Below are 25,230 nucleotides of genomic sequence, written 5' to 3'. Positions count from 1 at the left end.
CTGATCTGTTGTTCTTTGAACACAGTCACGGCAAATGAGCGCCCGATCACAAAGATTCAATCGGGCGTAGCGCCTGCCTCAGCTTGAGGCGATGACGGCTAATCGATTATAGATTGCGCGCGGCACTTTATCGGCGTCCTTGGGGGGCGCCGGGCGACGCCGTGGGCAACTTGCTTTTGAACAATCGGATCTTCGCCATGCAGCTTCGCAGCTTCATCTTCCTGGGAGTCTGTGCCGTCCTCGGCATGGGTTCCGTGGCCTTTGCCGGACCGGCAAACCTGGCCACATCCCCCTCGGTAGAGACAACCGACGCTATTCCCGTCGTCGCCGCCAAGAGCGATGCATCGCAGCTGAGGCTTCTCAAGAAGAAGAAGAACCCGACCTCTGAGGATCTTGCGCAGATCAGCAAGCTCGAGGCCAAGATCGCTGCCGACAAGGAGGCCGCCAAGCAGAAGGCGCTCGATGCTCGCAAGATGGCGATGCGCGAGGCAGCCAAGGCCAAGGCGGATCAGGCGCGCCAGGAATGGCTCGCCAAGAGAGGTAAGGCCGGGCCGGTTGAAGTCGCCGACGCCAAGCTGGCCAAGAAGACCACCAAGATCATCGCGCCGCTGGAGCCGGTAGCGTCGATCATTCCGGTCAAGGCCGAAGAGCCGATCCCGGCCGAAGCCATGAACATCACCGCCACTGGCAACAACGGCGAATTGCGCAGTGAGCAGCCCGGCCAGAAGCAGACGAGCAGCGGCGGACTGTTCGCCGGCCTCTTCGGCGGCGCCCAAGCGACCTCCATCAACTACCTGCCGGAGACACGCGCGCTCGATTCGGCATTGGCCAAGAAGGACGCCAAGCGGCCCTTCAAGGTGAAGCCGGAATTCGTGCCTCAAGACGTCACGTTCACCGGCTATGAGCCGGGCACCATCGTCATCGACACCAGCGCCCGCCGCCTCTACCTGGTCGAGTCGTTTTCCACTGCCCGCCGCTACGCCATTGCCGTCGGCCGCGAGGGCCTGCAGTTCAAGGGGACAGTGGCGGTCGGAGACAAGCAGGAATGGCCACGCTGGATCCCGACGCTCGACATGCAGAAGCGCGAGCCGAAGCATTACGGTCAGTACAAGGACGGCATGCCCGGCGGCGGCGAGAATCCGCTCGGCGCGCGCGCCATCTATCTCTATGACGGCAAGAAGGATACGCATCTGCGCATCCACGGCACTATTGCGCCGCAGTCGATCGGAACCAGCGCCTCCAACGGCTGCTTCCGCATGATCAACGAGCACGTCATGGATCTCTACAGCCGCGTCAAGATCGGCACCAAGGTCGTTATTATCTGAGCGTTTCCATCGAACTGCCGAAAGGGCCGGCATCGCCGGCCCTTTTGTTTTGACAGAATCCAAGCCCGTTCGGGCTGCCGCGCCATTTTGGGAAAAAGCCTTCGCGGCGGTTTTTTCTCTGGCGGAATCAATCAGGCCGCGTTAAGCGATGACTCCCATGGCGCGATATGTATTCATCACAGGCGGCGTGGTTTCCTCACTCGGAAAAGGCATCGCCGCAGCAGCTCTTGGGGCTCTTCTGCAGGCGCGAGGCTATCGTGCGCGGATCAAGAAGCTCGACCCATACCTGAATGTCGATCCCGGGACGATGTCGCCGTACCAGCATGGCGAAGTGTTCGTGACCGATGATGGCGCCGAGACCGATCTCGATCTCGGCCATTACGAGCGCTTCACCGGGCGCTCGGCAAACCAGCAGGACAACATCACCACCGGGCGCATCTACAAGAACATCATCGAGCGCGAGCGCCGCGGCGACTATCTCGGCGCCACCGTGCAGGTGATCCCGCACGTCACCGACGAGATCAAGCATTTCGTGCTGGACGGCAATGACGACTACGACTTCGTCCTGTGCGAGATCGGCGGCACGGTCGGCGACATCGAGGCCATGCCGTTCCTGGAAGCGATCCGCCAGCTCGGTAACGACCTGCCGCGCAACAACGCGGTCTATGTGCATCTGACGCTGATGCCCTACATCCCGACTGCCGGCGAGCTGAAGACCAAGCCGACGCAGCATTCGGTCAAGGAACTGCGCGGCATCGGCATTGCGCCCGATATCCTTCTGGTGCGTGCCGATCGGCCGATCCCGAAGGAAGAGCGCCGCAAGCTGTCGCTGTTCTGCAACGTGCGCGAAAGCGCCGTCATCCAGGCGTTGGACGTCCCGCACATCTATGACGTGCCGATGGCCTATCACCAGGAAGGGCTCGATTCGGAAGTGCTGGCCGCGTTCGGCATCGACCCGGCGCCGAAGCCGCGCATGGAGCCGTGGCAAAAGCTGTCCAGCCGAATCCACAATCCGGAAGGCGAGGTGACGATCGCCGTCGTCGGCAAGTACACCGGGCTGAAGGATGCCTACAAATCACTGATCGAAGCGCTTTCGCATGGCGGCCTTGCCAATCGGGTCAAGGTCAAGCTCGACTGGATCGAAAGCGAGATATTCGAGAAGGAGGACCCCGCTCCCTGGTTGGAGAAGGTGCACGGCATCCTGGTTCCTGGCGGATTCGGGGAGCGCGGCTCGGAGGGCAAGATTCTGGCGGCGAAGTTCGCGCGCGAGCGCAAGGTGCCTTACTTCGGCATCTGCTTCGGCATGCAGATGGCTTGCATCGAGGCTGCCCGCTCGCTGGCCGGCGTCGAGCATGCCTCATCGACCGAGTTCGGCCCGACCGACGAACCTGTCGTTGGCCTGATGACCGAATGGCTGAAGGGCAACATGCTTGAGAAGCGCAGGGCCACCGGCGATCTTGGCGGCACGATGCGGCTCGGCGCCTACCAGGCCGAACTCGCCAAGGGCTCGAAGATCGCCGAGATCTACGGCGACACGCAGATTTCCGAGCGCCACCGGCACCGCTACGAAGTGAACATCGACTACAAGCAGCGGCTCGAGGATTGCGGCCTTGTCTTTGCCGGCATGTCGCCCGACGGGGTGCTGCCGGAGACGATCGAGTATCCCGATCATCCCTGGTTCATCGGGGTGCAATACCACCCGGAACTGAAGAGCCGCCCGCTCGACCCGCATCCGCTGTTCGCGAGCTTCATCTCGGCCGCCGTCGATCAGTCGCGGCTGGTATAGCCCCGGCTTCGGGCCCGGCCCATGCAAACCTACGTCGCGCTGCTCTACAGCATCATTCTGGGCGAGGGGCGGCGTGTCGTCATGGCCGATCTCAGGACGATGGCCGAGGGGCTGGGCCTGAAGAATGCCCGCACGCTGGCGGCTACCGGAAATCTGGTGTTCAAGGCGCGGGCAGGCGAAATTTCGAAGCTCGAGCAACGGCTGGAAGAGGCTTTCGAGAAGACTTTCGGTCGCCATGTCGACATCATCGTGCGCGGCGCCGAGGGCTGGCGGAGTCTTGCCGCCAGCAACCCGTTCCCAGCAGAATCGGCCGGCGCGGCCGATCAGGTCGCGGTGCGCGTGATGCGTGAGCCGGCGCCCAAGGATGCCGTCGAAGCGCTCAAGATCCGTGCCGCCGGCGACGAGAAAGTGCTATGGGTCGACGGCGATATCTGGCTCGTCTTCTCGCGCGAGCGGCCAAGTTCGCGGCTGCTCGCCGCCGCCAGTCACAAACGCTTCGGCATCGGCACGTCGCGCAACTGGAACACGGTGCGCCGGCTGGCGGAGATGGTGGCGCAGTAGGCAGTGGGTGGCATTTTCTTTTGCCTGATCCCTGCTGCCTACTGCCTTGTTTTCAGGCTTTCGCCATCTTCGCTCCGGCGCCGAGCGCCATGGTGCGCAGCACGTAGTAGACCGCGCCGGCGATCGCCACGCCGAAGAACCAGCCATAGACACCCCACCACGCAGGCAGCAAGTTGGTGAAGTTGGGCAGGATCGAGGAGAAGATCGCGCCGATGCCGGCGGCGATGAAGGCATTCACATGCCAGCCACCCTGGAAGCGGAACTCGCCGTTCTCGCGATAGAGCGCCTCGACATCGACCTCGCTTTTGCGGATCAGATAGTAGTCGACCATCATCACCCCGAAGATCGGCCCCATCGTCGCGCCGATAATGCCGACGAAATGCGCGGCGCTGCCCTCCCACGGCGCGAACGGATACAGCACCAACGCGATCAGCGCCGCGATGTAGCCGCCTTTCTTGAAGTCGATCTGGCGCGGGAAGACGTTGGAGAAGTCGAACGCCGGCGAAACGAAATTGGCTACCACGTTGATGCCCAGCGTCGCCACCGCGAAGGTGAGCGCCGCGAGGGCCGCCAGGAACCAGCTGTCGAACTTGGCCGAGATCTGGTCGGGATGCAAAAGCACCTCATGATAGACGTCGTAGGCGGCGATCGTGGTGACGCCAGCGACCAATGAGAACAGGATGAGATTGACCGGCAGGCCCCAGATATTGCCTTTACGCAGCGCCGCCTTGTCCGGCGCGTAACGGGCGAAGTCGCAGAAGTTGAGATAGAGCGCCGAGAAATACGTGACCCAGATCGCCGCGGCGCCGAAAAGCGCGGTCCATGATCCCGGATCGCCCGGAATGCCGGCGTCGGCGGTCTTGTCGCGCAACACGTCCATCGGGATGTCGCTGGTGAAAGCGAAGCTGCCGGACTTCACGCAGAGGTAAATGGCCAGAAGCAGCATCATCACCCACACGGCGGGGCCGGCCCAGTCCTGGAAGCGGCGCACGGTCTCCATGCCCTTCTGGATGATCAGCAGCTGCAACGCCCAGATGACGACGAAGCAGATCACCTCCAGGGTCGAATGTCCGAGGAGATGCGAGCTCTTGTTGAACTCGTCGAACCACTGCAGGCGCGTCAGCAGCGCCACGATGGCGCCGGACGCGGCTGCCGTCTGGGCGCCATACCAGAAGCAGGCGACGATGGCGCGCACCAGCGCCGGAATGTTGGCGCCCCAGATGCCGAACGAGGCGCGGGCAAGCACGGGGTAGGGCACGCCGGTCTTCACCCCGGCATAGCCGACCATGTTCATCAGCACATAGATGATCAACGAGCCGATACCGATGGCGATGATGAAGTTGACGAAGCCGCCGCAGAACAGAAACAGGCTTGCCGCGAGGTAATAGCCCCAGAGGCTGTGGACGTCCGACGTCCAGACGTTGAATATCGAAAACGGTCCCCAGTTCCTGACCGTTGCCGGAGCCAGATCCTCATTGTAGAGGTCAGGCGATGCGCCTTGAATGGTCATTGCGGTTGTCCCCTTGTTGCAAACGCGCCGTCACGCGTTTGACCGTAGAGGTTAAGCTTGACCCAGGGGAACCGGCAAGCAATCCATTTGCCGGCTTTCGCCTTAAAGATATTCAACGAAAATCGCCATTATCCTCGAGGTCCGAGCCTGCATCCGGCTGAGTCGCATGCTCTCTTTCGAGCAAGACAGGCGCACGCCTCCGGTTCCGACTTTTTTCGATCGGCCACCTAATTTGTTTGGAACCGATCCGCCAGACGTGCGTTTGTACTGGTTCGGCTGCGCTGCGGTCGACCGGGAGGATACTATGAATCGCTTGCAATTCTTTACCCCAGTGCGAATCGCGCGCGGGCAGGGACACGCTGTGGAGGAAGTCGACAGCGTGACCGAAGCAATGGTGTTCCTGCGGAAGTGGCCAACGGGACGACGCGGCCCGGTTTTTCAATGCGCCCTGAATTGCTGCGCGGCGGCTGTGTCGGGCAAGATGTCTGCCGAGGAAGCGAGGAAAGCCTTTGTCGGTTTCGCCCGCATCACCCGGCTGCTCGACGATGATATGGCGTTGCCGCTGGGTGGCGCGGCTAAGGACAACGTCCGCACCTTGAGGCGCTAGGCGGAAGTACGTTTCCAAAACAAAGCTGCCGCGTCTGCGATGGCGCAGCTAGCGGGATGTTGGTTTCTCCAGAATCATATCAGATCTGGGGAAGACGGCGGCCACGTCAGTTCTCGACCTTGCCGATTTAAATAGTCGGCCTGCACGCGTTTGAAATATCGAGGCGTCGCAAATAATTACGATTTCCGCGCTTAGTATCTTTAAACCTGCAGGCGCGCTCCCTACGTCGATTATTGTTATGTCTTTCAAGGCAGCATCGATGTAAAATCCCTGATGACCACGCCTCGCTTACTGGGGACTCGGGACGCGCGGTCGCTTTCCCATACAATCAGCAGCCCAAACGTCCGACACGCGCTTGGCGCGTCGGGCGCGTAGCTGCGCGATCTCCCCCGCTTCTTCAATCAACACCAACCGGCGGCCGGCGGGTGAACGAACCCGCACGCCCTTAGGAGAAAAGAGATGGACGCCCTGCAGTATCTCGACCCGATCAAATGGACGGCGATCGAGGTAGCCGTGCCAGTCGTCATGCTGGCAATCCTGTTCTGGTGGAGCGGCGTGGTCCGCTACGTCCCAAACGACAGGCTCGGCATCTTGGAAAAGCTATGGAGTTTTCGCGGTTCCGTCAGCAATGGATTCATAGCGCTCAACCGCGAGGCAGGCTACCAGCCGGAAATCGTGCGCGGCGGCCTGCATTTCTTCATGCCGTTCCAATATGCAATCCATCGCGCCGATCTCGTCACCATCCCGCAGGGTCAGATCGGCTATGTCTTCGCCCGTGATGGCAAGCCGCTTCCGCCGACACAGACACTTGCTTCCAACACAGAGGCCGATGATTTCCAGGATGTTCGCGGCTTTCTCGAAAAAGGCGGACAGAAAGGACCGCAGCGCAAGATCCTGCGTGAAGGCACCTACGCCATCAATCTCGCCCAATTCATCGTGCTCACCGCCCAGTCGATCTATGCCGTCAATCTGAGCGCGTCGGAACAGAGTCTGTTTTCTAATATGTCCCGCATGATCTCGGAGCGGGGCGGTTTCGAGCCGGTCGTCATCCATAATGCCGAGGACATGATCGGCATCGTCACCATCCATGACGGTCCGGCTCTGCCGGACGGCGAGATCATCGCACCGACCGTGGCAAACGATCCGAACGACCCGAACTTCCACAACAATTTCCAGGACCCGGAGAAGTTTCTCAAAGCTGGTGGCTACCGTGGCCGGCAACTGCAGGTGCTGGCAGACGGCAGCTACTTCCTCAATCGCATTTTTGCGACCGTGGAACTGGTGGGAAAGACGGTCATCGACGTCGGCACGGTGGGTGTGGTCGTCTCCTATAACGGCCGCCACGGCACGGACTTGTCTGGTCAGGCATACCGTCACGGCGAGCTGGTCGAAGTCGGCTCACGCGGTGTCTGGTCGACGCCACTGCTCCCAGGCAAATATGCATTCAATACTTATGCCGGCAATATCATCACCGTGCCGACCACCAACTTCGTCCTCAAATGGACGAAGGAGCAGTTTGGTGAACACAGGCTGGACGAGAACCTCTCTGAAGTGTCGTTGATCACCAAGGATGCGTTCGAGCCCGTGCTGCCGCTCTCCGTCGTCGTGCATATCGACTATATGAAGGCGCCGCTCGTGGTGCAGCGTTTCGGTGACATCAAGCGGCTCGTCGAACAGACGCTCGATCCGATGGTTTCGGCCTACTTCAAGAATATCGCCCAGACAAAGACGCTGATCCAGCTTTTGCAGGAGCGTAGCGATATCCAGCGCAAGTCGGGCGAGGAGATGCGCGAGAAATTCAATTCCTACAGCCTCGAGCTGCAGGAAGTGTTGATTGGTACGCCCCGTGCCGCCAATGGCCAGAACAGCATAGAGCAGATCCTGATCCAGTTGCGCGAGCGGCAGATCGCGGTCGAGAAGGTCGAGACTTATAAATTGCAGGAGAGGGCGGCCACTCAGGAACGCACGTTGCGTGAGAAGGAGGCGCTCGCCGAACAGCAAGCCAAGATCACGACCTCGGCACTCACAATCGAGATCAGTGAGAACGAGGGCAAGGCGCAACTCGCCCGCACCCGCCAGGAGGCGGAAACCATTCAAGTCAACGCCAGGGCAGAGGCCGAGAAGGTGCGCCTCGCCGGCCAGGGCGAGGCCGACATGATCAAGGCTGTCGCGCTTGCAGATGCCGAACGCATCAAGGCGACCGGTTTTGCCGAAGCCGAGAAGGTGCGCGCCATCGGGTTGGCGGAGGCCGAGGCCACAGAGAAGAAGGTCGCGGCCTTCGGCGGCCCGGACTATCAGCTCAACTCGCAGGTTCTCATGCGCTTCGCCGAGGCGATCGAGAATGGCAGGCTGCCGCTCGTGCCGCAGATCCAGATCGGCGCTACCGGCGGCGAGAAGGGGGCAGCCAACGGCCTCGTCGAGATGATGCTTTCGATGCTCGTCGCCGACCGGGTTGGACGACCTAACCTGCCGGAGGTGAGCCCGGAACCCTCCCAAGACGACTGATCGTGGATGGGCGGGCGGAGCTACAATCCTGGGGAGAAGGCCCCGCGCCGATCTCGGCGCGGGCTCCCCCTTTTCCGCCAGATCCGATCGCGTCAGTTCCGTACCAACAGTTTTTGGGGCGCCAGCCAGAATGGCGGCAGGCAAAGCGGAATGGCCGACAGCAGCAACATGTCGTCCTTGACCTCGACGCCGACTTCGTCAGCGGCAAAGCGCCGGCGCGCGGCGAAACGGGCCGCGAGCGCTGGATAGCGCTCGGCGATGCTCGCACGCAGGCCCGCATCGGCGAAGGTTACCGCGTCCTCGCAGTTGAGCGTCACGCCATCGGGCATCGGCACAGGAATGATGTCGACCTGGAACGGCATGCCGGAGACAAGGCGCTCGCTCGACCCCGGACGTATCGGCGAATGCATCCATTCGTCGAGCCCGACCAGATGACCGGGATTGAGGGCCGGCCGCAGCCCGCCGCGGGCCAGGGTAGCGATCACGGCCTCGTGGATCGCCCCGCCTTCGACGCCGATTCCCGCCGTTTCATACCAGGCGATCAGCCCCTCGAAATAGGCCTTTGTCGTCTCCAGGAAGGCGGCGTCGTCCTCGGCGATCAGGCCGCCGCGGGCAGTCAGGCCGCCCCAATAACCGACCGCCGTCGTGGCACCTTCGCCGCGCCGCGGGACGCGGGCTGTCGGGCTGCGCAGGCCAATGACAGGGCCGCTGGCGTCGTTGGTGGCGAACATTGGATGGCAGCTCATCGGTTCGCCGGCATAGCCCATGCGGGACGCTGCCGTGAGCTCGCTGTCGCCCAGGGTGAAGCCCGTAACGATCCGCCAGACCGCCATCGATGCCCTCGACGCCCCCCACTCGGCCTCGGCGATCTGGTCGGCGTCGACCACGGCTCGCAAGCCCTCGACCGGGTGCATCAGCACGCGAGTGGCATCCACGACCCCAGACGGACCGACGATCGCGCCAACTGCGTCGACGATGAAAGACGGCGCGAAGAAGGTCGGCTTCACCGAATCCCATTCCTCGCTCTCGAGATACTTCCAGCCGACAATGCCGATCATATCGCCGGACCCGAGGCCCGCTTCGCGCAGCACCGCGACAAGATCCGGTTTCTGGCTGCGGTCCTGCCCCATCAGGCTAAGTGATTGGGCAAGCATGGTGACGATCCCAGGCAGGCCGGCGATCGGCGTGTAACCGATGTTCTCGTTGCCGGTGACTATGATGCGCTGGCCTGCCTCGCCCAAAAGCAGCAGGGCCTCCTCGAAGCGAGGCTCGAAGCCGGTCAGGAAGGCGATATTGGCGGCGTGCTCGCGGTCGGCGTAGACGACCAGCCAGTCGACGCCGGACTTCTTAATGGCGTGAGCACAGCGCGTTTCATATGTCGCGGCGGGGATGGCGGGGCGCTCAACCGGAATGCCGAAATCCGGAATGTCCACAGTGCGCAGGGTGACTGTCATTTCTGTCCTCGTTGATGTTATGCCGATGGCGCCCGCGACGGGACGGGCGGCGTGGGGGTGGCAGGCTCGCTATTCGCGCGCCAGAAATCCGATGGCGGACGGCAGGAGGGAGCAGGATGCCGTTCTGCCGAGGGTCATCTCGCGGGCTATCGCGGATGGCGCGAGCGCTGCCAGATAAAGCCCCATAGTTGCATCGATCCCGGATACCACCGGCACCACGTCAGGCGTGCAATCGACGTAGGCGCAACCCGGGGTCTCGATCCCGCTCCAAACCGCCCGTTGGTCGATGCAATCATGGATCATGTGCGTGGTACGTCCTCAACTGGCAAACCTGGAAATCGATCACGCATGGGGCGCTGCAGGTGCTCGGGAAACGGCTGGCGCGCCGGTCGTTTGCGCACGCAAAAGGCGCCCACCTCGGTAGTGCGGGCCGCGGCCGGTTCGGCAGCGATCTCTTTAAAGGCACTGATCGTGGCCGCTCGGATGTTTGGCTCTTCCGTCCTGCAATTCCAGCATAGAATCGAAATAGCTGGTCCAGCGCGTATCATGGGTTACAACACAGATTGCCACTTTGCGGTTGTCGGCTAGATGTCGAAAGACTTTCATCACCATCTCCGCTCGTGTGCCATCAAGCGCGGCGGTGGGCTCATCGGCCAGGATGACGGTAGGATCATTAGCCAGGGCGCGCGCGATCGAAACGCGCTGCTGCTCGCCCCCGGAGAGTTGCGACGGATAGTTGGAACCCCGATGTCCCATGCCCAAGGCGCTCAGTAACCGCTGCGCGCGTGCCTGTGCCTCTGGGCGTCTGACATCGTTGAGCTGCATTGCGATAGAAACGTTCTCAGCCGCGGAGAGGAACGGGATCAAGTTCGCTTTCTGAAAGACGAAACCGAGGTGTGTCCTCCTGAAGGTGCGCAGTTCATTGAGCTTGGCACCCTGACGCGAAATCACCTTGCCGTCGAACAAGACCTCTCCCGTGGTTGGCACGTCGAGCAACCCCGCAATCATCAACAGTGTCGTCTTGCCCGACCCGCTGGGACCGACGATGCCGGTAACAGTGCCGGGGCTGAGGATCAAGGATCCCGAGGCCAGCGCTGTGACCGACGATCCGCCGCTGTCATAGACTTTGCTGGCGTTGCGAACCTCCAAGGCAGCCAGGCGACGCTCCGCCATCAGGCCAACACTTCCTGGGCGCGAACCGCGAGAGCGCGGCGAATAGCAAACCAGCTTGCCGCGAGACTGAGTGCCATCAAAACCGCCGACAGCACGCCTAGGTCGGATTCGGTGATCACCACGGTTCGTGGAAATCTTGGATAGATCGTGAAAGAGATCGCCATGGCCAGCACGAGCCCGCAGAAGCCAATCAACGCCGCCTGCTGCGCAATCATGCCGATGATCACCCGATCGCGAGCGCCAATCAACTTCAGCAGCGCTATCTGAGCAACCTTCTCGATCGTCATCGTGTAGATGGTCAGCGCGATGACGGCGCAGCAGATCAGCAGCGTCATGGTGGTGAAAGCCAGAATCTGCACACGGAGCTTGCCGAGGCGACCGTCCAGCAAAAGGGTCTCCTGATCCTGTTTGGTCAGCACCTCGACGTCGCCCCAGCGCTTGATTGCGTCCCGCACCACGTCCTTGTCGGCACCGGGTAGCGTCTCGACGATGACCGCCGCGACACTTCCTGTATCTTCGCCTAAGCCCATTCGGGTTTTGCCCTTGGCCACGCGATTGAGCAGGACGGCTTCGCTCGGCAAAAGCCGGTTGATCACCTGCGCGTCCGCGACGGTGACGAACAGCAACCCGTCACCACCCATGTCGACCTGGCCTGTCGACACGCCGACGATCGTATAGCTGTCTCGCCCAAGCTTGATCTCGTCGCCAACCGCGAGCCCGAGCGTCTTGTCGGCAATTGCTTCATAGCGGTTCGACTGCAAGTAGCGACCGGCGATCAATGGAATCCAGCTGCCGCTGTCACTAGGAAAGTCGACGCCGGTGATCGACATTCGCAACGGCTTTCCGTCGACCTGGAACTGCTGATTATACTGGATGAAGCGTCGCGTGCCCGCCACGCCGACAACGCCGGCGACACGGCGATCAAGGTTGGCGGGGACGGCCGACGATTCGGCGAAAGGCCCGGACTTTCCGCCCTCGACAACCCAGAGGTCGGCACCGATGCCATCGATGACCACCAGCGCTTCGTAGACGATGCCGCGATACATGCCTAGCATACCGATAGTGGCCGCCATCAAAAGGCCGACGCCGAGCACAGTGAGGAGGAACCTCAAAAGATTGTGCCGGATGTCTTTGATCGCCAGGTTCACGCGCCAGCGACCCGGGCCGTAACGGCCTGATACTGGAAGCGGCCGATTGGGCTCAGCACGATGTCTCCGACGTTCAAGCCGCGCGTGATTTCGATATCAGTGCCGCTGGAATAACCCAGCGAAACAGGCGCCCAATAGGCGCGCCCCTGGCGCGAAACCCACAAACCCACCCGGCCCTGATCCCTCGCCAAGAAACGCTGCGGAACGGCAATGCAAGGCGTCGGTGACTCCGCCTGGATGGTCACGCTCGCACGCTGTCCGACGGCCCAGGTCGGCGGTACTTCGGCCAGCTTCAAATCGACGGTGAATTCCCGCGTCTCCTGGTCGACCTGTCGACCGATCCGAACGATCGAGGCGCTGTAGGGTCGCTGCGTGTTTGACGAGAATTCGACCGTTGCGACCTGGCCGGGGCGCAGGGAGGCCATGGCCGATTCGTCAAATCTGGCAAAAACCAGCAACGACTTCGGATCGACAATCTGCATCAGTTCGACACCCGGCGAGAGCAGGTCGCCGACAGTCCTGCTGCGCGATACCACAACGCCATCGACAGGCGACCGAATGGAGGTCTCGGCGACACGGCTGCGCAATTGTTCGACTTCGGCCGAGGCTGATGCCGACTGAGCCTTGGTCCGTTCGATCGTGACCGTTGCCCGCGCGAGCTCGGCTTCAGCCTGCTTTTGCGTGCTTTCGACAAGATCGAACTCCGACTGGGAAATCGACTTGCGGTCCAGCAGTGTCTTGCGGCGTTCGAGATCCGCTTGAGCCGTCGCGGCCGCAATGGCCAGCCGCTCGCGCTCCAACTCGGACTCGCGCACGGCTTCTGCCGCGGCCCGATCATTGGCGACGGCGGCGGCCAGCTGATATTCGAGTTCCGTCGCGTTGAGTGTAGCAAGAATCTGCCCGGTCTTCACCTCGTCGTTCTGGTCGACACGGATGTCGGCAAGGAAAGCTTGGACACGCGCTGTAACCACCACTTGGTTGCTCGCGCCAAGTAGGCCAGGCCCAGCGATCTCGCGCGCTATCAGCCGTTGCCGGGCGACGTATGACTCAACTTCGGCTGGCCAGATATACCATCCCGAAAACAGGCCGACAGCCGCCAGAACTGCAACTAGCATTGAGATTAAGCGAACCACGTGCCCTTACCCGCGCCGGTGTCGGCCGGTCACCGTGCGACCAGGAGACATCACAGCGCCACCTCCTCGACCGGGTCGATCGCCAGTTGGCCGGCCAGAAGCCGCTCAGCGATCTCCCTCAGAATATCCTGCGCCTCGGCATGGTCATAGCCCAGCCGATCGAATGTCAAGGCCAGCCCCAGACCGTGCCCGGTCGGATAGCTGCGAAAATCGATCTCGCTGATGCAAGGTCTCTGCCTCCGCATGTCTGGCAAAGGCGTTACCTTGAACATGCCGAGATCGAGTTCACCTGTCGCATTGGACCGCTGCAAGGGTGCGGACTGAGTGGCTCGTGTCCATTTGTCGACTGTACGGCTGCCCACGACGAAAAGGGAGGTGTAAGACCCCTTGGCAACGACATCGTCATGGATCTCGCCAAAGTAGTTCGCATCCATGAAAGGTGCGAATTCGGTCGCTTCGTCGATGTCTTCTGCCAGCGAAACGGCCAGCGCCTCGAGCGTCTTGAACCGCGACGGCCGGACGCGAACCGGCATATCCGAGGCGACAAAATTGACGTAGTTCTCCAGCCGTCGGTCATGCCGTAATGCAGATGGTATCTGCAGGATCATGTCATCGACGCCGCCTCGTGCCGCGATGGTTTGTGCGAAGGCCGCGATGACCATCATCGTTTCCGTTGTGCCGGCGGCCTTGGCACGTCGGCGCACTTTGTCTTGCTGTTCGGAGGGGATCGAAAGGAACACTTCCGCGCCAAGGCTGCAATCGACAAGGTTGACATTGGGCCGATACCCCTTCGCCTTGCGCCCGAGATTTGGAATCTCCGGCAATGGCTCGGCGTACAGCTTGCGCAGGAATGCGTCGCGCGCCTCGAACGCGCCTGGCCTTCCGACATGATCGAAATCGCGAATGAACTGATCGATGCCCATTTTGACAGGATTCAACGGCAGACCGAGATAGGCTTTGACGGATTCTTCCAGGATCAGGCCAAGGGAATAGCCGTCGAGGACAAGGTGATGGCCTTTGGCGACGATGATGTCGCTATCGGTGCCAAACCGGATCAGGGTGACGCGGAACATTGGCGCCCTGATGTCGATGTTTTCCTGCGCCAGTTCACTTGCACGCTCAAGAGCCTCGGCCTCGTCGGCGACTTGCTCGACCGAAAAGAATTCCGTTGGTGTCCTTTCCAGATAGGCGCCGTATCCGGCTCCCTTCCGGAAGAATCGCGTCCGCATCACCTCATGGCGCCCCATGATCTGGGCGATCGCCCGCTTGAGACGGTCGGCGTCCATCTGCGGCCGGATCTTCAGCTCTTTGCTGATGGTGAAGGCGATGCGCGCATGTGACGTCGCGTCCGGGTGCTCCTGGAACTGCAGCAAGGCCATTTGCGTCGAGGTGACCGCAATCTCTCTTTCGACATTTGGGACGCCGTCGAGAGGCGATTTGGCGGTCGGCAGTTTTTTCACCTGCTCGGCGCCTTCTCCGTGGAGCACCCAGCGTGTGGCGCCCGGTTGTAGCGATCCGGAACTGTCCAGCAGCCGAGCCAGTACCTCCAGGAACTCATCGAAGAGCCGTCGTGCCAAAACCTCATCGAAGACATCGAGATCCACACTGAGCCGGCACAGAATCTCGCCGTCGCGTAGCGTTGCCGCCAGTTGGATCTCGTGCATCCCCAACGCAACCGCATCAAGCGGATTGTCCAAGGTCCCGGCCAGCGCGCCACGGCTACCATCGACAAAGGCGAAGCCGAACTGACGCAGCGCGACACGGCGAAGCCGCAGATCCTCCTCAAGGATCAATTCCAGGGACAGCGTGTCCATCGAGCGATGGGCACGGTTGTTTTCGCTGGCACGCTGGATCTGCCTGAGCAAAGTGTCAGGAGCCTGGTCCAGCGTTTGCAGAACCAACGGACAGGAGCCTTCTAGAGGCCCGATCAGCCCGTCCGCCGCGCCATCGCCGCGCTCGCTGAACCATTCGTCGACGACCAGAGAGTCGAGTGAGAACCGGTTCGCCAAGGTCTTGGCATAGGCCGCAAGCAGGCTTGTACTCAGCCTTTCAGGCACCACTGTGAACGTGGACAGAGCGCCCTCCAGAATCCCAACCGGGCCACGGTTCGCTCCCATGCCCGCCGGAGATGCTGCGCGACGGCGGCCGGGAATCGTCGCGATACCGGGTGCCTTGTGTAAGATCTCCTTCCAGTAGGCGAGGTCGCGGCGATACTGGATCGAGCCGGGAGCAGGGTAGGCCATGCTGGCATAGTCAGCAAAGCTGCCAGCCCCTGAGACGGTGTCGTCATCGGTCCCGATCAACCGCCCAAGCAAGAGATGGACCGACGTGATGTCAGCCGCCGCGCGGTGCGCTCTAATCTGCAAGTCGCGACGGCCATCTGGCCCTGGGGATATTGCCACGCGCCACAAGGGACCCGACAGAGTGATCCCATCGAGACGGTCGCCCGGGATGAGCATTTCGAGGGCTGGCTGGGCGTCAAAGTTGATCTCGACGGCTCCCGTTGTGGAAACAGCCGCTGCCATGCGCAGCCCATCATTGCTCTTGACCAAATGGCCCAGCCGTTCCGATAGTTCTTTCAGCGAAACGTCGCCACCCAACTGCACTTCGACGAAAATCTCGTTGCCGGCTTTGGCCGCGGACGAAGTCATTGGTCTGCTATCGAGCAGGATCGCTTGGACCTGACGCCCCAGCGGCCGAAAAGCCTCCTGCACCGCGACGCCATTCGGTTTCACCTGCGCCGCGGAGAGCTGCGAGGCGGCCCTTAGCTTGGCTTCGAAGGCGGATGCAACGAGGCGGGAGAGCCCGGCAATTGTCGGCGCCTGCAGGAATTTTGCGACTGGGATGTCAACTTCAACCTGCGCCTCGACACGGTTCTTCAACTCGAATGATGACAGGGAATCGAGGCCGAGTTCGCTGAGCTTGCGGTCATCCGCCAGCACACTGGCCTCGACCTTCAGCACCTTGGCCACTTCGCGCCGGATCATGTCCGCGATCAGGTCATTCCACGCCTCGCGCGGCGCCGACAGCAGTTCAGCTTGGATGCGCGAACGACCCCCGGCTCGCTCACCCAGCAACTGCGATATCCTCGGATTTTTTGCGGCAGTCGCGTTCGTGCGCGCAATGGCGGCCCAGTTAAGGTTGGCAAAGCCGAGATTTTCCGACCGGGCGCGCAGCAGGCAGGACAGGGCTGCCGCCGCCTCAAAGTCCTGCACAGGCTTTATGCCGACGCTGTCGAGATAATTGGTCATGGCTTCGGATCGCGCGACGAAACCGCTGCCGGCGATCATGCCCCAGGCCGTTGAAGAACCGGCCATGTTGCGGCCCCTGCGATAGGTTGCGATGGCGTTGAGAACGGAGTTGGCCGCCGTGTAGTTGGCCTGCCCGGCCGAGCCTATCACCTGCGCGATCGAGGAGAAGTTCGCCAGGAAATCCAGCTGCAGACCATGTTTGACAGCGGCAATGTGCAGGTTCCATCCGCCCACCACCTTTGGCCGCAGCACGCGGTCGATCTTGCCGGCATCGAGTTGCGAGATGAAGGCATCCTCGATGACGGCAGCGCCATGCACGATGCCGCGCAACGGATGATCCGCCTTGGCGTAGGCGCCAATCAGACTGTCAACGGCCGCCGCGTTGCTCACATCGAGCGCGGCATGTACGATCCTTGTGCCGCGCTGTTCCATGACGGCGATGGCTTCGGCCGCCTGGGCATCCGGCACGCCGCTGCGGTTGGCCAGGATGATGGTTCCGGCGCCGGAGTGACTGAGCCACTCGGCGATCGCAACACCAAAGCCCTTGAGCCCTCCAGTCACCAGATAGGAGTGATCGGCCGACACCTTGATTTTCCGGTCGAGGTCAAGCTCGATCTTGATTGAAGGTTCGTCGAAAGTGACAACTACCTTGCCTATATGCAGCGCCTTTGAGAGCATGCGCATGGCTTCCGCCGAGCGCGAGGCTGGAAAACGGGTCGCTTTGAGCGGCTTGTATATTCCGGCCGCGACCTTTGCTTCCACCTCCGAAAGCAATTGCTTGAAGAGTTTTGGCCTCTCGACCGGAAGCGTGGAGAGGTCGATGACTGAATATGCATTGTTGCGATAGAGCGAGCGAAGTCCGATCGGTTTGTCGTCGGCAAGGTCGCGCTTGCCGATTTCGACCATGCGGCCGAACGGCGCGAGGCATTCGAGGCTCTTGTCGATGCCGTTGCCCGACAATGCGTTCAACACGACATCAACGCCGTGGCCATTTGTGAGCGAACGAACCTCGTCGGCGAAATCGAGCGCGCGCGAATTCATCACCTCGTCGACGCCCAATGTCTTGAGAAAGGCACGCTTGACGTCGCTGCCCGCGGTCCCGAAGACCCGCGCGCCTTGATCATGCGCAACCTGGATCGCGGCGAGGCCAACACCGCCCGAAGCAAGATGGATCAGCACGGTCTCGTCCGGCGCCACCCTACCGACATGGGTGAGAGCATAGTGAGCCGTCAGAAACGCTATTGGTATGGTCGCGGCATCAATCAGATCGAGTCCGTCAGGCACGCGCATGGCAAGCTCCGCGTTCACCTTCGCGAAGCGTCTGAGATAGCCCTGGCCCATGCCCATGATGCGGTCGCCTGGCTTGAGGTTGGTGACATGATCGCCAACCCTCCGCACAGTGCCGGCGAATTCCAGACCGAGATTGCGCCAGTACGCCGCGTCGTTTTCCAGTTCGTCTGGCAGGATGCTGGTCGCTGCCATGACATCGCGGAAATTAAGTCCGACGGCCGCGATTTCGACCAGCACTTCGTTCTGAGCCAGTACCGGGTCAGAAATCTCCCGCAGCACGATGTTGTCGATGCTCCCGGGGCGGGTCATGGTCACGGCGAAATTGGATGGATCCTGCTTCGCCTCCAGCATCCGCGACGAAGGCACGATTTCATGCAACGCCAGTTGCTCCAGACGCGGAACGTAGCGGCCTGCGCCGCGCAGAACAAACTCCGTTTCCGCCGTTTCCTCGAGCAGCACATCGCAAACGGCCACGCCAGACAGTGCCGTCTCGTCGGCGTCGATCAGCCGGACGCCGAGCCCCTTGCATTCATTTGCCATCGTGCGGGCGATGCCGATCAACGCGCTCTCGCACACTCCGGATATCGGCATTGGCCTATCACCATCCACCAGCCGGCTTGCCGAAGTGACGATAGCCAGTTCCCGGCGTGGGTCGGGCGATGCCTGCAGCCGATCAAACACTTTCGCCAGTGTGATCAGCTGATGGACAATTGGCATAGTGGCGGCGAGAAGCTGCCCGCCATCACACGCTTCGTCCGGCGTTTCGTCAACGCCCGCGCTGAACAGGATACCAGCAGGGCCGCTCGAACCTGACATGAAAGCCTGGACCGTCGTCAAAGCCTGTTCCGCGTCTAGGTTGAGGAACGGGCCAAGATCGGTCCGTTCGACTTTGGCACCGCGCCTGACCAGTTCGGCCAATGTCGCATCGAGACGTCGGGTGGCGTTTCCCACCACCAGCCAGTTCGTGCAGCGCAGGGTTGCCGTCGTGGATTTTGGCTCCTGTCGTATGAAGCGCTCTTCGAAAACGCTGGATCCGGAATTCCCGGGCGCGCCCGTGCCAACGCTCTTGATCTTGCCCAATGCTTTCGTCTGCAGATTGTCGATCACGATGAGCGGCTGCCCATCGGTCGACAAGACAACGAACCGCATTGATTCCGGCTCGAAACCTGGCCGGATGTCGACGATTGCCTCTTGCGTCACCGCGGAGCCGAGAAGGATCTTGCGCGCACCGGTCGGCAGACGCAGCTGATGGACTGTCTTGTCTTCTTCGGCGGGCGGGAGCGGAACTCCCGGCGTCCACAGCCCGTCGCGATGCGAAGAAAGCGCAATTCCTGCTTGCAGCACTGCATCGAGCAATCCAGGAAAAGCGAAGTATCGACGCGACTGTTCGATGTCCCGGCTCGACAGCCTGGCAACAAGGCGGTCCCCTTCGATATGAAGATCATTCAATGACTGGAAGCTGGGACCATACTCCAACCCATGCCGTTCCGTGAGACGGTAGAATTCCGTCTTATCCATCTGGCTTTGCCTGATATCGAGAACATCGGCCGGCGCCGGCGCGAGTTCGTAATTGTGGCTGAAGCCGTAGGCTTCGGCGCGGATTCTCCAACCGTCGTCCGTGCCTCGGTAAAGCGTCGATATGCGCAGGCGGCTGGAGACTGGGTCGAACGTCGTTGAAAACAGGATGACGTCATCCTCGGCGATTGACAGTGCCTCGTAGAGTTTGAAATCGCGCAGTTCCACTGTCGAGGAGCCGAAATGGTCGCGCAACGCGGCGCCCATTATTTCGATGTAGCCGACGGCTGGAAACAGGCAGTCGCCACTGACTCGATGATCCGCGAGAAATTTGAAACCCCGTAACGTGATCTCGTTCGTCCAGGAAGGTCCAGCCGTGAAATCCCGCCATCCGAGCAAGGGATGGCGCGGCGCTTCGTACAGGAAGCTTCTCGTTTCTTCCGAGGTGTTCAACAGATGCTGGTTATTCCACGGCAGCTTTGGCAGCGCCACGCGACCGCTCGGCGATCTTGGTCGCTCGAACGCGACACCGGAAACATGCAGATTGCCCTCGGCGCGCGCCAGCGTCCAGAAATCATCAGCCGTGCGGTCAAGCGAGTTGACTGCCAGAACATCGGTTCCGCGCTCCTGCGCAATGCCGCGGATAAGCGGCGTGAGGGTGCGGTGCGGACCGACTTCCAGAAAAGCGCTGATGCCGAAATCGAGACTGAAATCCAACGCCTTGGTGAAACTGACCGGTTGGCGCAGATTTGCCCACCAATAATCGGCATCGAACTTCGTTTCGAATATGCCGGTGACGGTCGAGATGATCGGCAGTTTGCCGTCTTTCCAGGCGACTGGGCCTAGCTCGCCAAGAAACCAATCCTTGCAGTCCTCCAGATGCGCGCTGTGCCAGCCAAAATCCATCGTCATGCGACGGGCCGTGGCCTCGGGATAGGCTTCCGCGACCTTTGCCAAGACGCCGACTAGAGGCTCTTCCATGCCCGCGATCGTCTGCGCGATTGGCCCGTTGTAAGCCGCAATGACAACGCTGCCGTCGTCAGGTAGGTACGGTGCAAGTTGTTCGACTGTCAGGCCGATGGTCGCCATGGCGCCACGCCGCTCGCTCTTGAGCGGAATAAGGCCGCGCTTGGCGATGATGCGGGCGGCCGTCTCGATATCGATCACACCCGAAACGTAGGTGGCCGCGACCTCGCCAAAACTATGGCCGATCAAAAGTTCGGGCCGCACCCCGAGCTTCGTCCAGCGTTCGTAGAGGCCAATCTGCGTTGCAAAGATAGATGCCTGGGTGACATCGGCATCGTTGATACGGGTCGACGTCTCGTCACGCAGCATTTCCTCGACTGTCGACCAGCCGACCATCGGCCGCAGGATGTCGTCGAACATGTCGGCGGTCTGGCGAAACGCCCGGTCCTCCTTCAACAGGCGACGCGCCATCGCCCACCATTGACCGCCCTGTCCGGAAAACGCGATCGCCAGCCGCCGGCTAGAAGCACGGCCGGTGATGACGGTCGGCCCGGTGGGGCTTGGCTCGGTCGACCCATTGGCCAGGCCGAGCAACTGCGTCTGGAAAGAGGCTCTCTCCGGCTCGACGATCACTGCGGCGCGTTGGGTGAAATTGTCCCGCGCGCCGATCAGATGGCCAGCGATCTCCTCGACCGGCGTGTTTTCAAGAGACCCGCCGGCATCAAGCGCGTCCGCCAGACGTTCTGCCCAAAGCTCAAGTCCCGCCTTGCTTCCGGCCGATATCGGGATGGCGATGGGATGGCCCAAATGCATTGGCCTTGGTGTTCGAATGCGTTCCCCGGAATGCCCGCTCCACTCTTCAACCGCAATGGCGGCGTTGGTACCACCGAAACCGAAGGAGTTGACCACCGCCAGTGCCGGTCGTCGCCGGTGGTCAATCGGCGTCGGATTGGTCGCAACCGCAATGTTGAGCGCGTCGAAGGGGATGCTGGGATTGGGACGCTCGAAGTTCCGGTTGGGCAACACCACCCTATGGGAAACCGTCAGCAAGGCCTTTATGAAGCCGGCGATGCCGGAGGCAGATTCCAGATGGCCAAGGTTGGGTTTGAAGGATCCGACATGGACCGGCTTGGGGCGCGCATTGACGCCGAAGACCCGGCCGATCGCAGTCGCCTCGATCGGGTCGCCGACCGGCGTACCGGTTCCGTGCGCCTCGACATAGTCGACGTCAGCCGGATCGATCGAAGCGCCCTCGGTCAGCGCCTCCAGCATTGCCTGCTGCGCTTCGCCGCTGGGCGCCGTCAGGGTAGGCGTGAAACCATCCTGATTGACCATCGAATGGCGGATCACGCCGTAAATCCGGTCGCCATCGGCAATCGCGCGGTCGAGCGGCTTCAGCACGACCAGGCCGCAGCCTTCACCGCGAACAAAGCCATCTGCCCGTTCGTCAAATGTGTAGATGCCGCCGGTTGGTGAGAGCATGTTGGCGCTGGAGAAGGCAATAAACGGGCCGGGATCGAGCATGCAGTTGACGCCGCCTGCCAAAGCCATCTCGCAGGTACCCATGCTGAGATGACGTACGGCCTGGTCGATTGCCACGAGCGCCGACGAACACGCCGTATCGACAGCGATGCTTGGCCCTTTCAAGTTAAAGCGATGCGAGATCCTGTTGGCCGCGATCGAGAACGCCGAACCGGTGCCGGCAAAAATATCGCCACCACCGGCACGTCCCCGACGCAGGTTCTGGGCGAAGTCGTTGGTCGAGATGCCTATGAACACGCCGGTACGCACGCGCTGGAAGTCGGCCAATGTGCGGTCGGCGTCCTGGACGGCCTCGAAGGCCACTTGCAGCGCCAGGCGCTGCTGAGGATCCATCGACGTCACTTCTCTCGGCGACATGTCGAAGAAGCTAGGGTCAAAGCCAAACACGTCGCTGGCCAGAAACCCGCCCCAGCGCGAACGCATCTTGCCCCGCGCGTCGGGGTCGGGGTCGTAGAAGGCGTCGATGTTCCAGCGGTCCGCCGGGATATCGACGATGCCGCACTTCTTGTCCTGAAGGAATTTCCAGTAGGAGCCTGCGTCACTGACACCGCCGGGAAAACGGCAACCGATCCCTATTACGGCGACCGCCTGCCGCCTGGTATCACCATCGTTGTCGCCGAGCTGTTCGCCGCGATGAATGTTCATGCATCTGCCCCCGCCGATCTACGGCACGCGGCCCGCCAAGCCAGCGCTACATTAAAGACACAAGTCTTACGGTGACCGATGCCTCAATGCCAACCTGCCTTTCGTAGGTTGGCCTCATTTCATGTGCTGTGAGCTTTTGCGATCACTAGCCGCCAAGTCGTTGAAGTCGAAGTGGCATATCTTGGCCTGCTGGGTGCGCGGGCTCCAGGCGACGGCGGCCACATAGCCGCTTTCCATTTGCAACTCGTGGAGCACGGCGGCGGCAATGCATCCTGTGGGCGGTGACCGCACAAAAACTCCGCCCCGTTCATCCAGGGCGATCTCAAGTCCTGTTCCATACAGGCCGACGCCAGCCGCCTTGAGCATGGCTTCGCGGCATGTCCAGAGGCGGAAGAACATCATGCGGCGTTCGTCCGCCGACAGCGTTGCCAGATGGTCTATCTCGCCTGGCGAGAACAAAGTGCGCGCGATAGTCGTTTCATCGAGGCCGGAAGTTACATGTTGTATGTCGATACCGATCTCGCTGTCGTCGGCCACGGCCAGCAAGGCGAGAGCCCCTGAATGGGAAAGGTTGAACGCAAGCGAACTTCCGTGAAGAACAGGCTTGCCGTTGGCAGTTTCCCCAAGATCGAGCTCTTTGGGCCCCTGACCGGTGTAAAGCGACAGCACCGTGCGCAAGGCGGTATGGGCCGCAACAAAACGTCGCTTATCGTGCTCGAAGACAAAGCGGCCAGCCCTGGCGACTTCGTCCTCGCTCAGGGTGTCGATCCCTGCTTGTGATGCGGCCGCGTCCAGCGTTATCCGCCAGACGTGCACGTCCGAGCCGAGCGCATGCATTGCCTGCTGCAAGCCAACCTCTCATGCAATAAGGTAGCCACCGCAAATAGCGGGCTCATGCCTTCGAATAAAGCTGCGCCAAGAACGATACAGAACATAGAACCACAAAGCCAAAGCATCCTTGAATCAACGGCCAGGTCGAACGCATGAACGCCACCATCAAAGATGCGAGTGTCAAGCGCTTCCACTACGAAAGCCGCAACCACCTGCGTTGCAATCTTGCCGACTTCGTCGCCGCCTACAACGTTGGCTCCAGGCTGGTTTGAGATGGCGCGGTGGGAGATCCGTCCCTGCTCGGCCGCGATCATCCAGAACGGGGACGGATCGACGTCATGCTTGGCCGACCAGCTTGTCGAGTTCATCCTGGTGTCGGCCGTCTATCGCGCTGCTGCCTTTGCCGACGAGACCGAGGCTCTTTACGGCGATGCGCGCCAGATCAACTGGCTCCATCTTGACGGGTAGGCCGTGGACGGCCCCGGCATGAGACAGGATGAGCATTATGGAGCCGATGTCGATGCCGAGCGTCATCCGTCCGCACCTTGGGCTGCCCGGTCACGCCCGTTCGCGATCGAGAGACGCGATGTTACACCTCCCTGATGTCTTTGCAGTATAGGCAGGGCTGCGGCCTTGGAGCGGCGAGGGGACTTGCCTACATCGCACATGTCGTCGATATGGAGGCCGATGAGCTCGCCGAAGGTCTTAAGGCGCGCTATGCGGACTTGGTGGGCGTCTCTCCGCGATCGACTCGGCGCTCGGTTGCCCTGCGGCGCGCGTCTTCTCTGCCAGGAAGGTTTCGCTGACGTAGCGACCTATGCGACGGACTGGACACGCCAGGAACCGGTCGAGAGCTTTGTGTAGGTGGCCATGTTTTCGTGTGCGCTCCGTGTGCAATGAGAGATCGAAACGCGGCGAAAGGGTCGTAGCCTAGCGTAGATTCGTGTGCACTCGGCAGGGTCTAAGGATTTGATGTTAAAGAAAAATGCCGAAAAATCATGATCATAGAATAGCCGTCGCACCAATGATGGATTGGACGGATCGGCATTGCCGGTTCTTCCATCGCCAGTTGACGCGCCGAGCGCTGCTCTACACCGAGATGGTTGTGGCCGACGCCGTGATCCATGGCGCGCGCGAGCGGCTGCTCGGTTTCGACGCTGCCGAGCATCCCGTCGCGCTGCAGCTTGGGGGATCGGATCCCGCAAAGCTCGCCGAGGCGGCGCGGATCGGCGAAGCTTTCGGTTATGACGAGATCAACCTCAATGTCGGCTGTCCGTCCGACCGCGTCCAGTCGGGGACGTTCGGCGCCTGCCTGATGAAGACGCCGGCTCTCGTCGCTGAATGCGTCGCGGCGATGAAGGCTTCGGTGAAGGTTCCCGTTACCGTAAAATGCCGGATCGGCGTCGACGATCAGGATCCCGAATCTGCTCTCGACACGCTTGCTGACGGCGTGCTCGCCGCTGGCGCCGATGCGCTGTGGGTGCATGCCCGCAAGGCCTGGCTGGAGGGTCTGAGCCCCAAGGAGAACCGCGAAATCCCGCCGCTCGACTATACGCGCGTCTACCGACTGAAGGCCAGAAAGCCCAATGAATTCATCGGCATCAATGGCGGTATTCAGTCGCTCGGTGAGGCGTCGGAGCATCTCTGCCATGTCGACGGCGTGATGCTTGGCCGGGCCGCCTATCACACGCCGGGCATCCTTACCGGCGTCGATGCCGCCATGTACGGCGCGCCCGCCGCAGCCTTCGACTACCCGGCGCTGTTCGACGCCATGGCCGGTTACGCCGCGGGCCATATCGAGCGGGGCGGGCGGCTCGGCCACATCACCCGCCACATGGTCGGACTGTTCCATGGCTTGCCCGGCGCACGCCGCTTCCGGCAGATCCTGTCCACGGATGCGAACAAGCCCGGCGCCGGGCCGGAAGTGCTGAAGGCCGCTTTCGCTGCGATTGAATTCACGGCTGCCGAACCAAAGGCTGCCTGACCCT

The 25,230-nt window shown here is 61.5% G+C and carries 14 protein-coding genes and 1 pseudogene; 7 read left to right on the top strand and 8 right to left on the bottom strand.

Annotated features, from left to right (window positions below):
- Window positions 1-197: 197 nt before the first annotated feature.
- The 3 genes from ACR64R_RS08925 to ACR64R_RS08915 all read left to right on the top strand — a co-directional run bounded on the left by ACR64R_RS08925 (window position 198) and on the right by ACR64R_RS08915 (window position 3,672).
- On the top strand, window positions 198-1,325 hold the full coding sequence (locus tag ACR64R_RS08925) for a L,D-transpeptidase family protein (protein WP_487361282.1): 1,128 nt from the start codon (window positions 198-200) through the stop codon (window positions 1,323-1,325).
- A gap of 148 nt (window positions 1,326-1,473) precedes the next feature.
- A complete protein-coding gene (gene pyrG, locus ACR64R_RS08920; RefSeq protein ID WP_487361281.1) occupies window positions 1,474-3,111 on the top strand; it encodes a CTP synthase in 1,638 nt (545 codons plus the stop codon).
- Window positions 3,112-3,132: 21 nt separating this feature from the next.
- Window positions 3,133-3,672: a DUF1697 domain-containing protein gene (locus ACR64R_RS08915; RefSeq protein ID WP_487361280.1), complete on the top strand. Its 540-nt coding sequence runs from the start codon at window positions 3,133-3,135 to the stop codon at window positions 3,670-3,672.
- 52 nt (window positions 3,673-3,724) lie between these two features.
- On the opposite strand, the gene ACR64R_RS08910 is transcribed toward ACR64R_RS08915, so the two are convergent.
- Complete coding sequence (locus tag ACR64R_RS08910; RefSeq protein WP_487361279.1) at window positions 3,725-5,182, bottom strand: NCS1 family nucleobase:cation symporter-1; 1,458 nt, start codon at window positions 5,180-5,182, stop codon at window positions 3,725-3,727.
- Between the two features lie 304 nt (window positions 5,183-5,486).
- Here ACR64R_RS08910 and ACR64R_RS08905 point away from each other — a divergent pair, with 304 nt between their 5' ends.
- Both ACR64R_RS08905 and ACR64R_RS08900 read left to right on the top strand, forming a co-directional pair.
- Window positions 5,487-5,789 (top strand): DUF982 domain-containing protein, encoded by a 303-nt coding sequence (locus ACR64R_RS08905; protein ID WP_487361278.1) that lies wholly within the window; start codon window positions 5,487-5,489, stop codon window positions 5,787-5,789.
- Window positions 5,790-6,248: 459 nt separating this feature from the next.
- The gene (locus tag ACR64R_RS08900; protein ID WP_487361277.1) at window positions 6,249-8,294 is read left to right on the top strand and encodes an SPFH domain-containing protein; all 2,046 of its coding nucleotides are present in this window, start codon (window positions 6,249-6,251) and stop codon (window positions 8,292-8,294) included.
- A gap of 92 nt (window positions 8,295-8,386) precedes the next feature.
- Here the strand turns inward: ACR64R_RS08900 and ACR64R_RS08895 are convergent, their stop codons facing one another.
- From ACR64R_RS08895 to ACR64R_RS08870, 6 genes are all read right to left on the bottom strand, one after another.
- Entirely contained in the window at window positions 8,387-9,748 is a 1,362-nt protein-coding gene (locus ACR64R_RS08895; RefSeq protein WP_487361276.1) for a Xaa-Pro aminopeptidase, read from the bottom strand.
- A gap of 456 nt (window positions 9,749-10,204) precedes the next feature.
- Window positions 10,205-10,921 carry an ABC transporter ATP-binding protein gene (locus ACR64R_RS08890; RefSeq protein WP_487361275.1) on the bottom strand — a complete coding sequence of 239 codons (717 nt, stop codon included), beginning with the start codon at window positions 10,919-10,921 and terminating at the stop codon, window positions 10,205-10,207.
- A complete protein-coding gene (locus ACR64R_RS08885; RefSeq protein ID WP_487361274.1) occupies window positions 10,921-12,069 on the bottom strand; it encodes an ABC transporter permease in 1,149 nt (382 codons plus the stop codon). The genes ACR64R_RS08890 and ACR64R_RS08885 overlap by 1 nt, the downstream gene beginning before the upstream one ends.
- Window positions 12,066-13,202, bottom strand: a complete 1,137-nt coding sequence (locus tag ACR64R_RS08880; RefSeq protein ID WP_487361273.1) for an efflux RND transporter periplasmic adaptor subunit — start codon at window positions 13,200-13,202, stop codon at window positions 12,066-12,068. The genes ACR64R_RS08885 and ACR64R_RS08880 overlap by 4 nt, the downstream gene beginning before the upstream one ends.
- A 50-nt stretch (window positions 13,203-13,252) precedes the next feature.
- Window positions 13,253-22,411, bottom strand: coding sequence for an SDR family NAD(P)-dependent oxidoreductase (locus ACR64R_RS08875; protein ID WP_487361272.1), 9,159 nt, complete (start codon window positions 22,409-22,411; stop codon window positions 13,253-13,255).
- A 114-nt stretch (window positions 22,412-22,525) separates the two neighbouring features.
- The gene (locus tag ACR64R_RS08870; RefSeq protein ID WP_487361271.1) at window positions 22,526-23,260 is read right to left on the bottom strand and encodes a 4'-phosphopantetheinyl transferase family protein; all 735 of its coding nucleotides are present in this window, start codon (window positions 23,258-23,260) and stop codon (window positions 22,526-22,528) included.
- A gap of 62 nt (window positions 23,261-23,322) precedes the next feature.
- Here ACR64R_RS08870 and ACR64R_RS08865 point away from each other — a divergent pair.
- A pseudogene (locus tag ACR64R_RS08865) lies at window positions 23,323-23,508 on the top strand (integrase core domain-containing protein); the annotation flags it as partial.
- A gap of 70 nt (window positions 23,509-23,578) precedes the next feature.
- Here ACR64R_RS08865 and ACR64R_RS08860 read toward each other — a convergent pair.
- Window positions 23,579-23,776: a hypothetical protein gene (locus ACR64R_RS08860; RefSeq protein WP_487361270.1), complete on the bottom strand. Its 198-nt coding sequence runs from the start codon at window positions 23,774-23,776 to the stop codon at window positions 23,579-23,581.
- Window positions 23,777-24,227: 451 nt separating this feature from the next.
- Between ACR64R_RS08860 and dusA the strand changes: the two genes are divergently transcribed.
- Window positions 24,228-25,226 (top strand): tRNA dihydrouridine(20/20a) synthase DusA, encoded by a 999-nt coding sequence (dusA, locus tag ACR64R_RS08855; protein WP_487361269.1) that lies wholly within the window; start codon window positions 24,228-24,230, stop codon window positions 25,224-25,226.
- The last annotated feature ends 4 nt before the right edge of the window (window positions 25,227-25,230 follow it).

The sequence above is a fragment of the Mesorhizobium sp. MC2-1-1 genome (assembly GCF_057597255.1).
The sequence above is the reverse complement of the archived record's forward strand: the minus strand, read 5'-3'. Positions and strand labels throughout refer to the sequence as shown.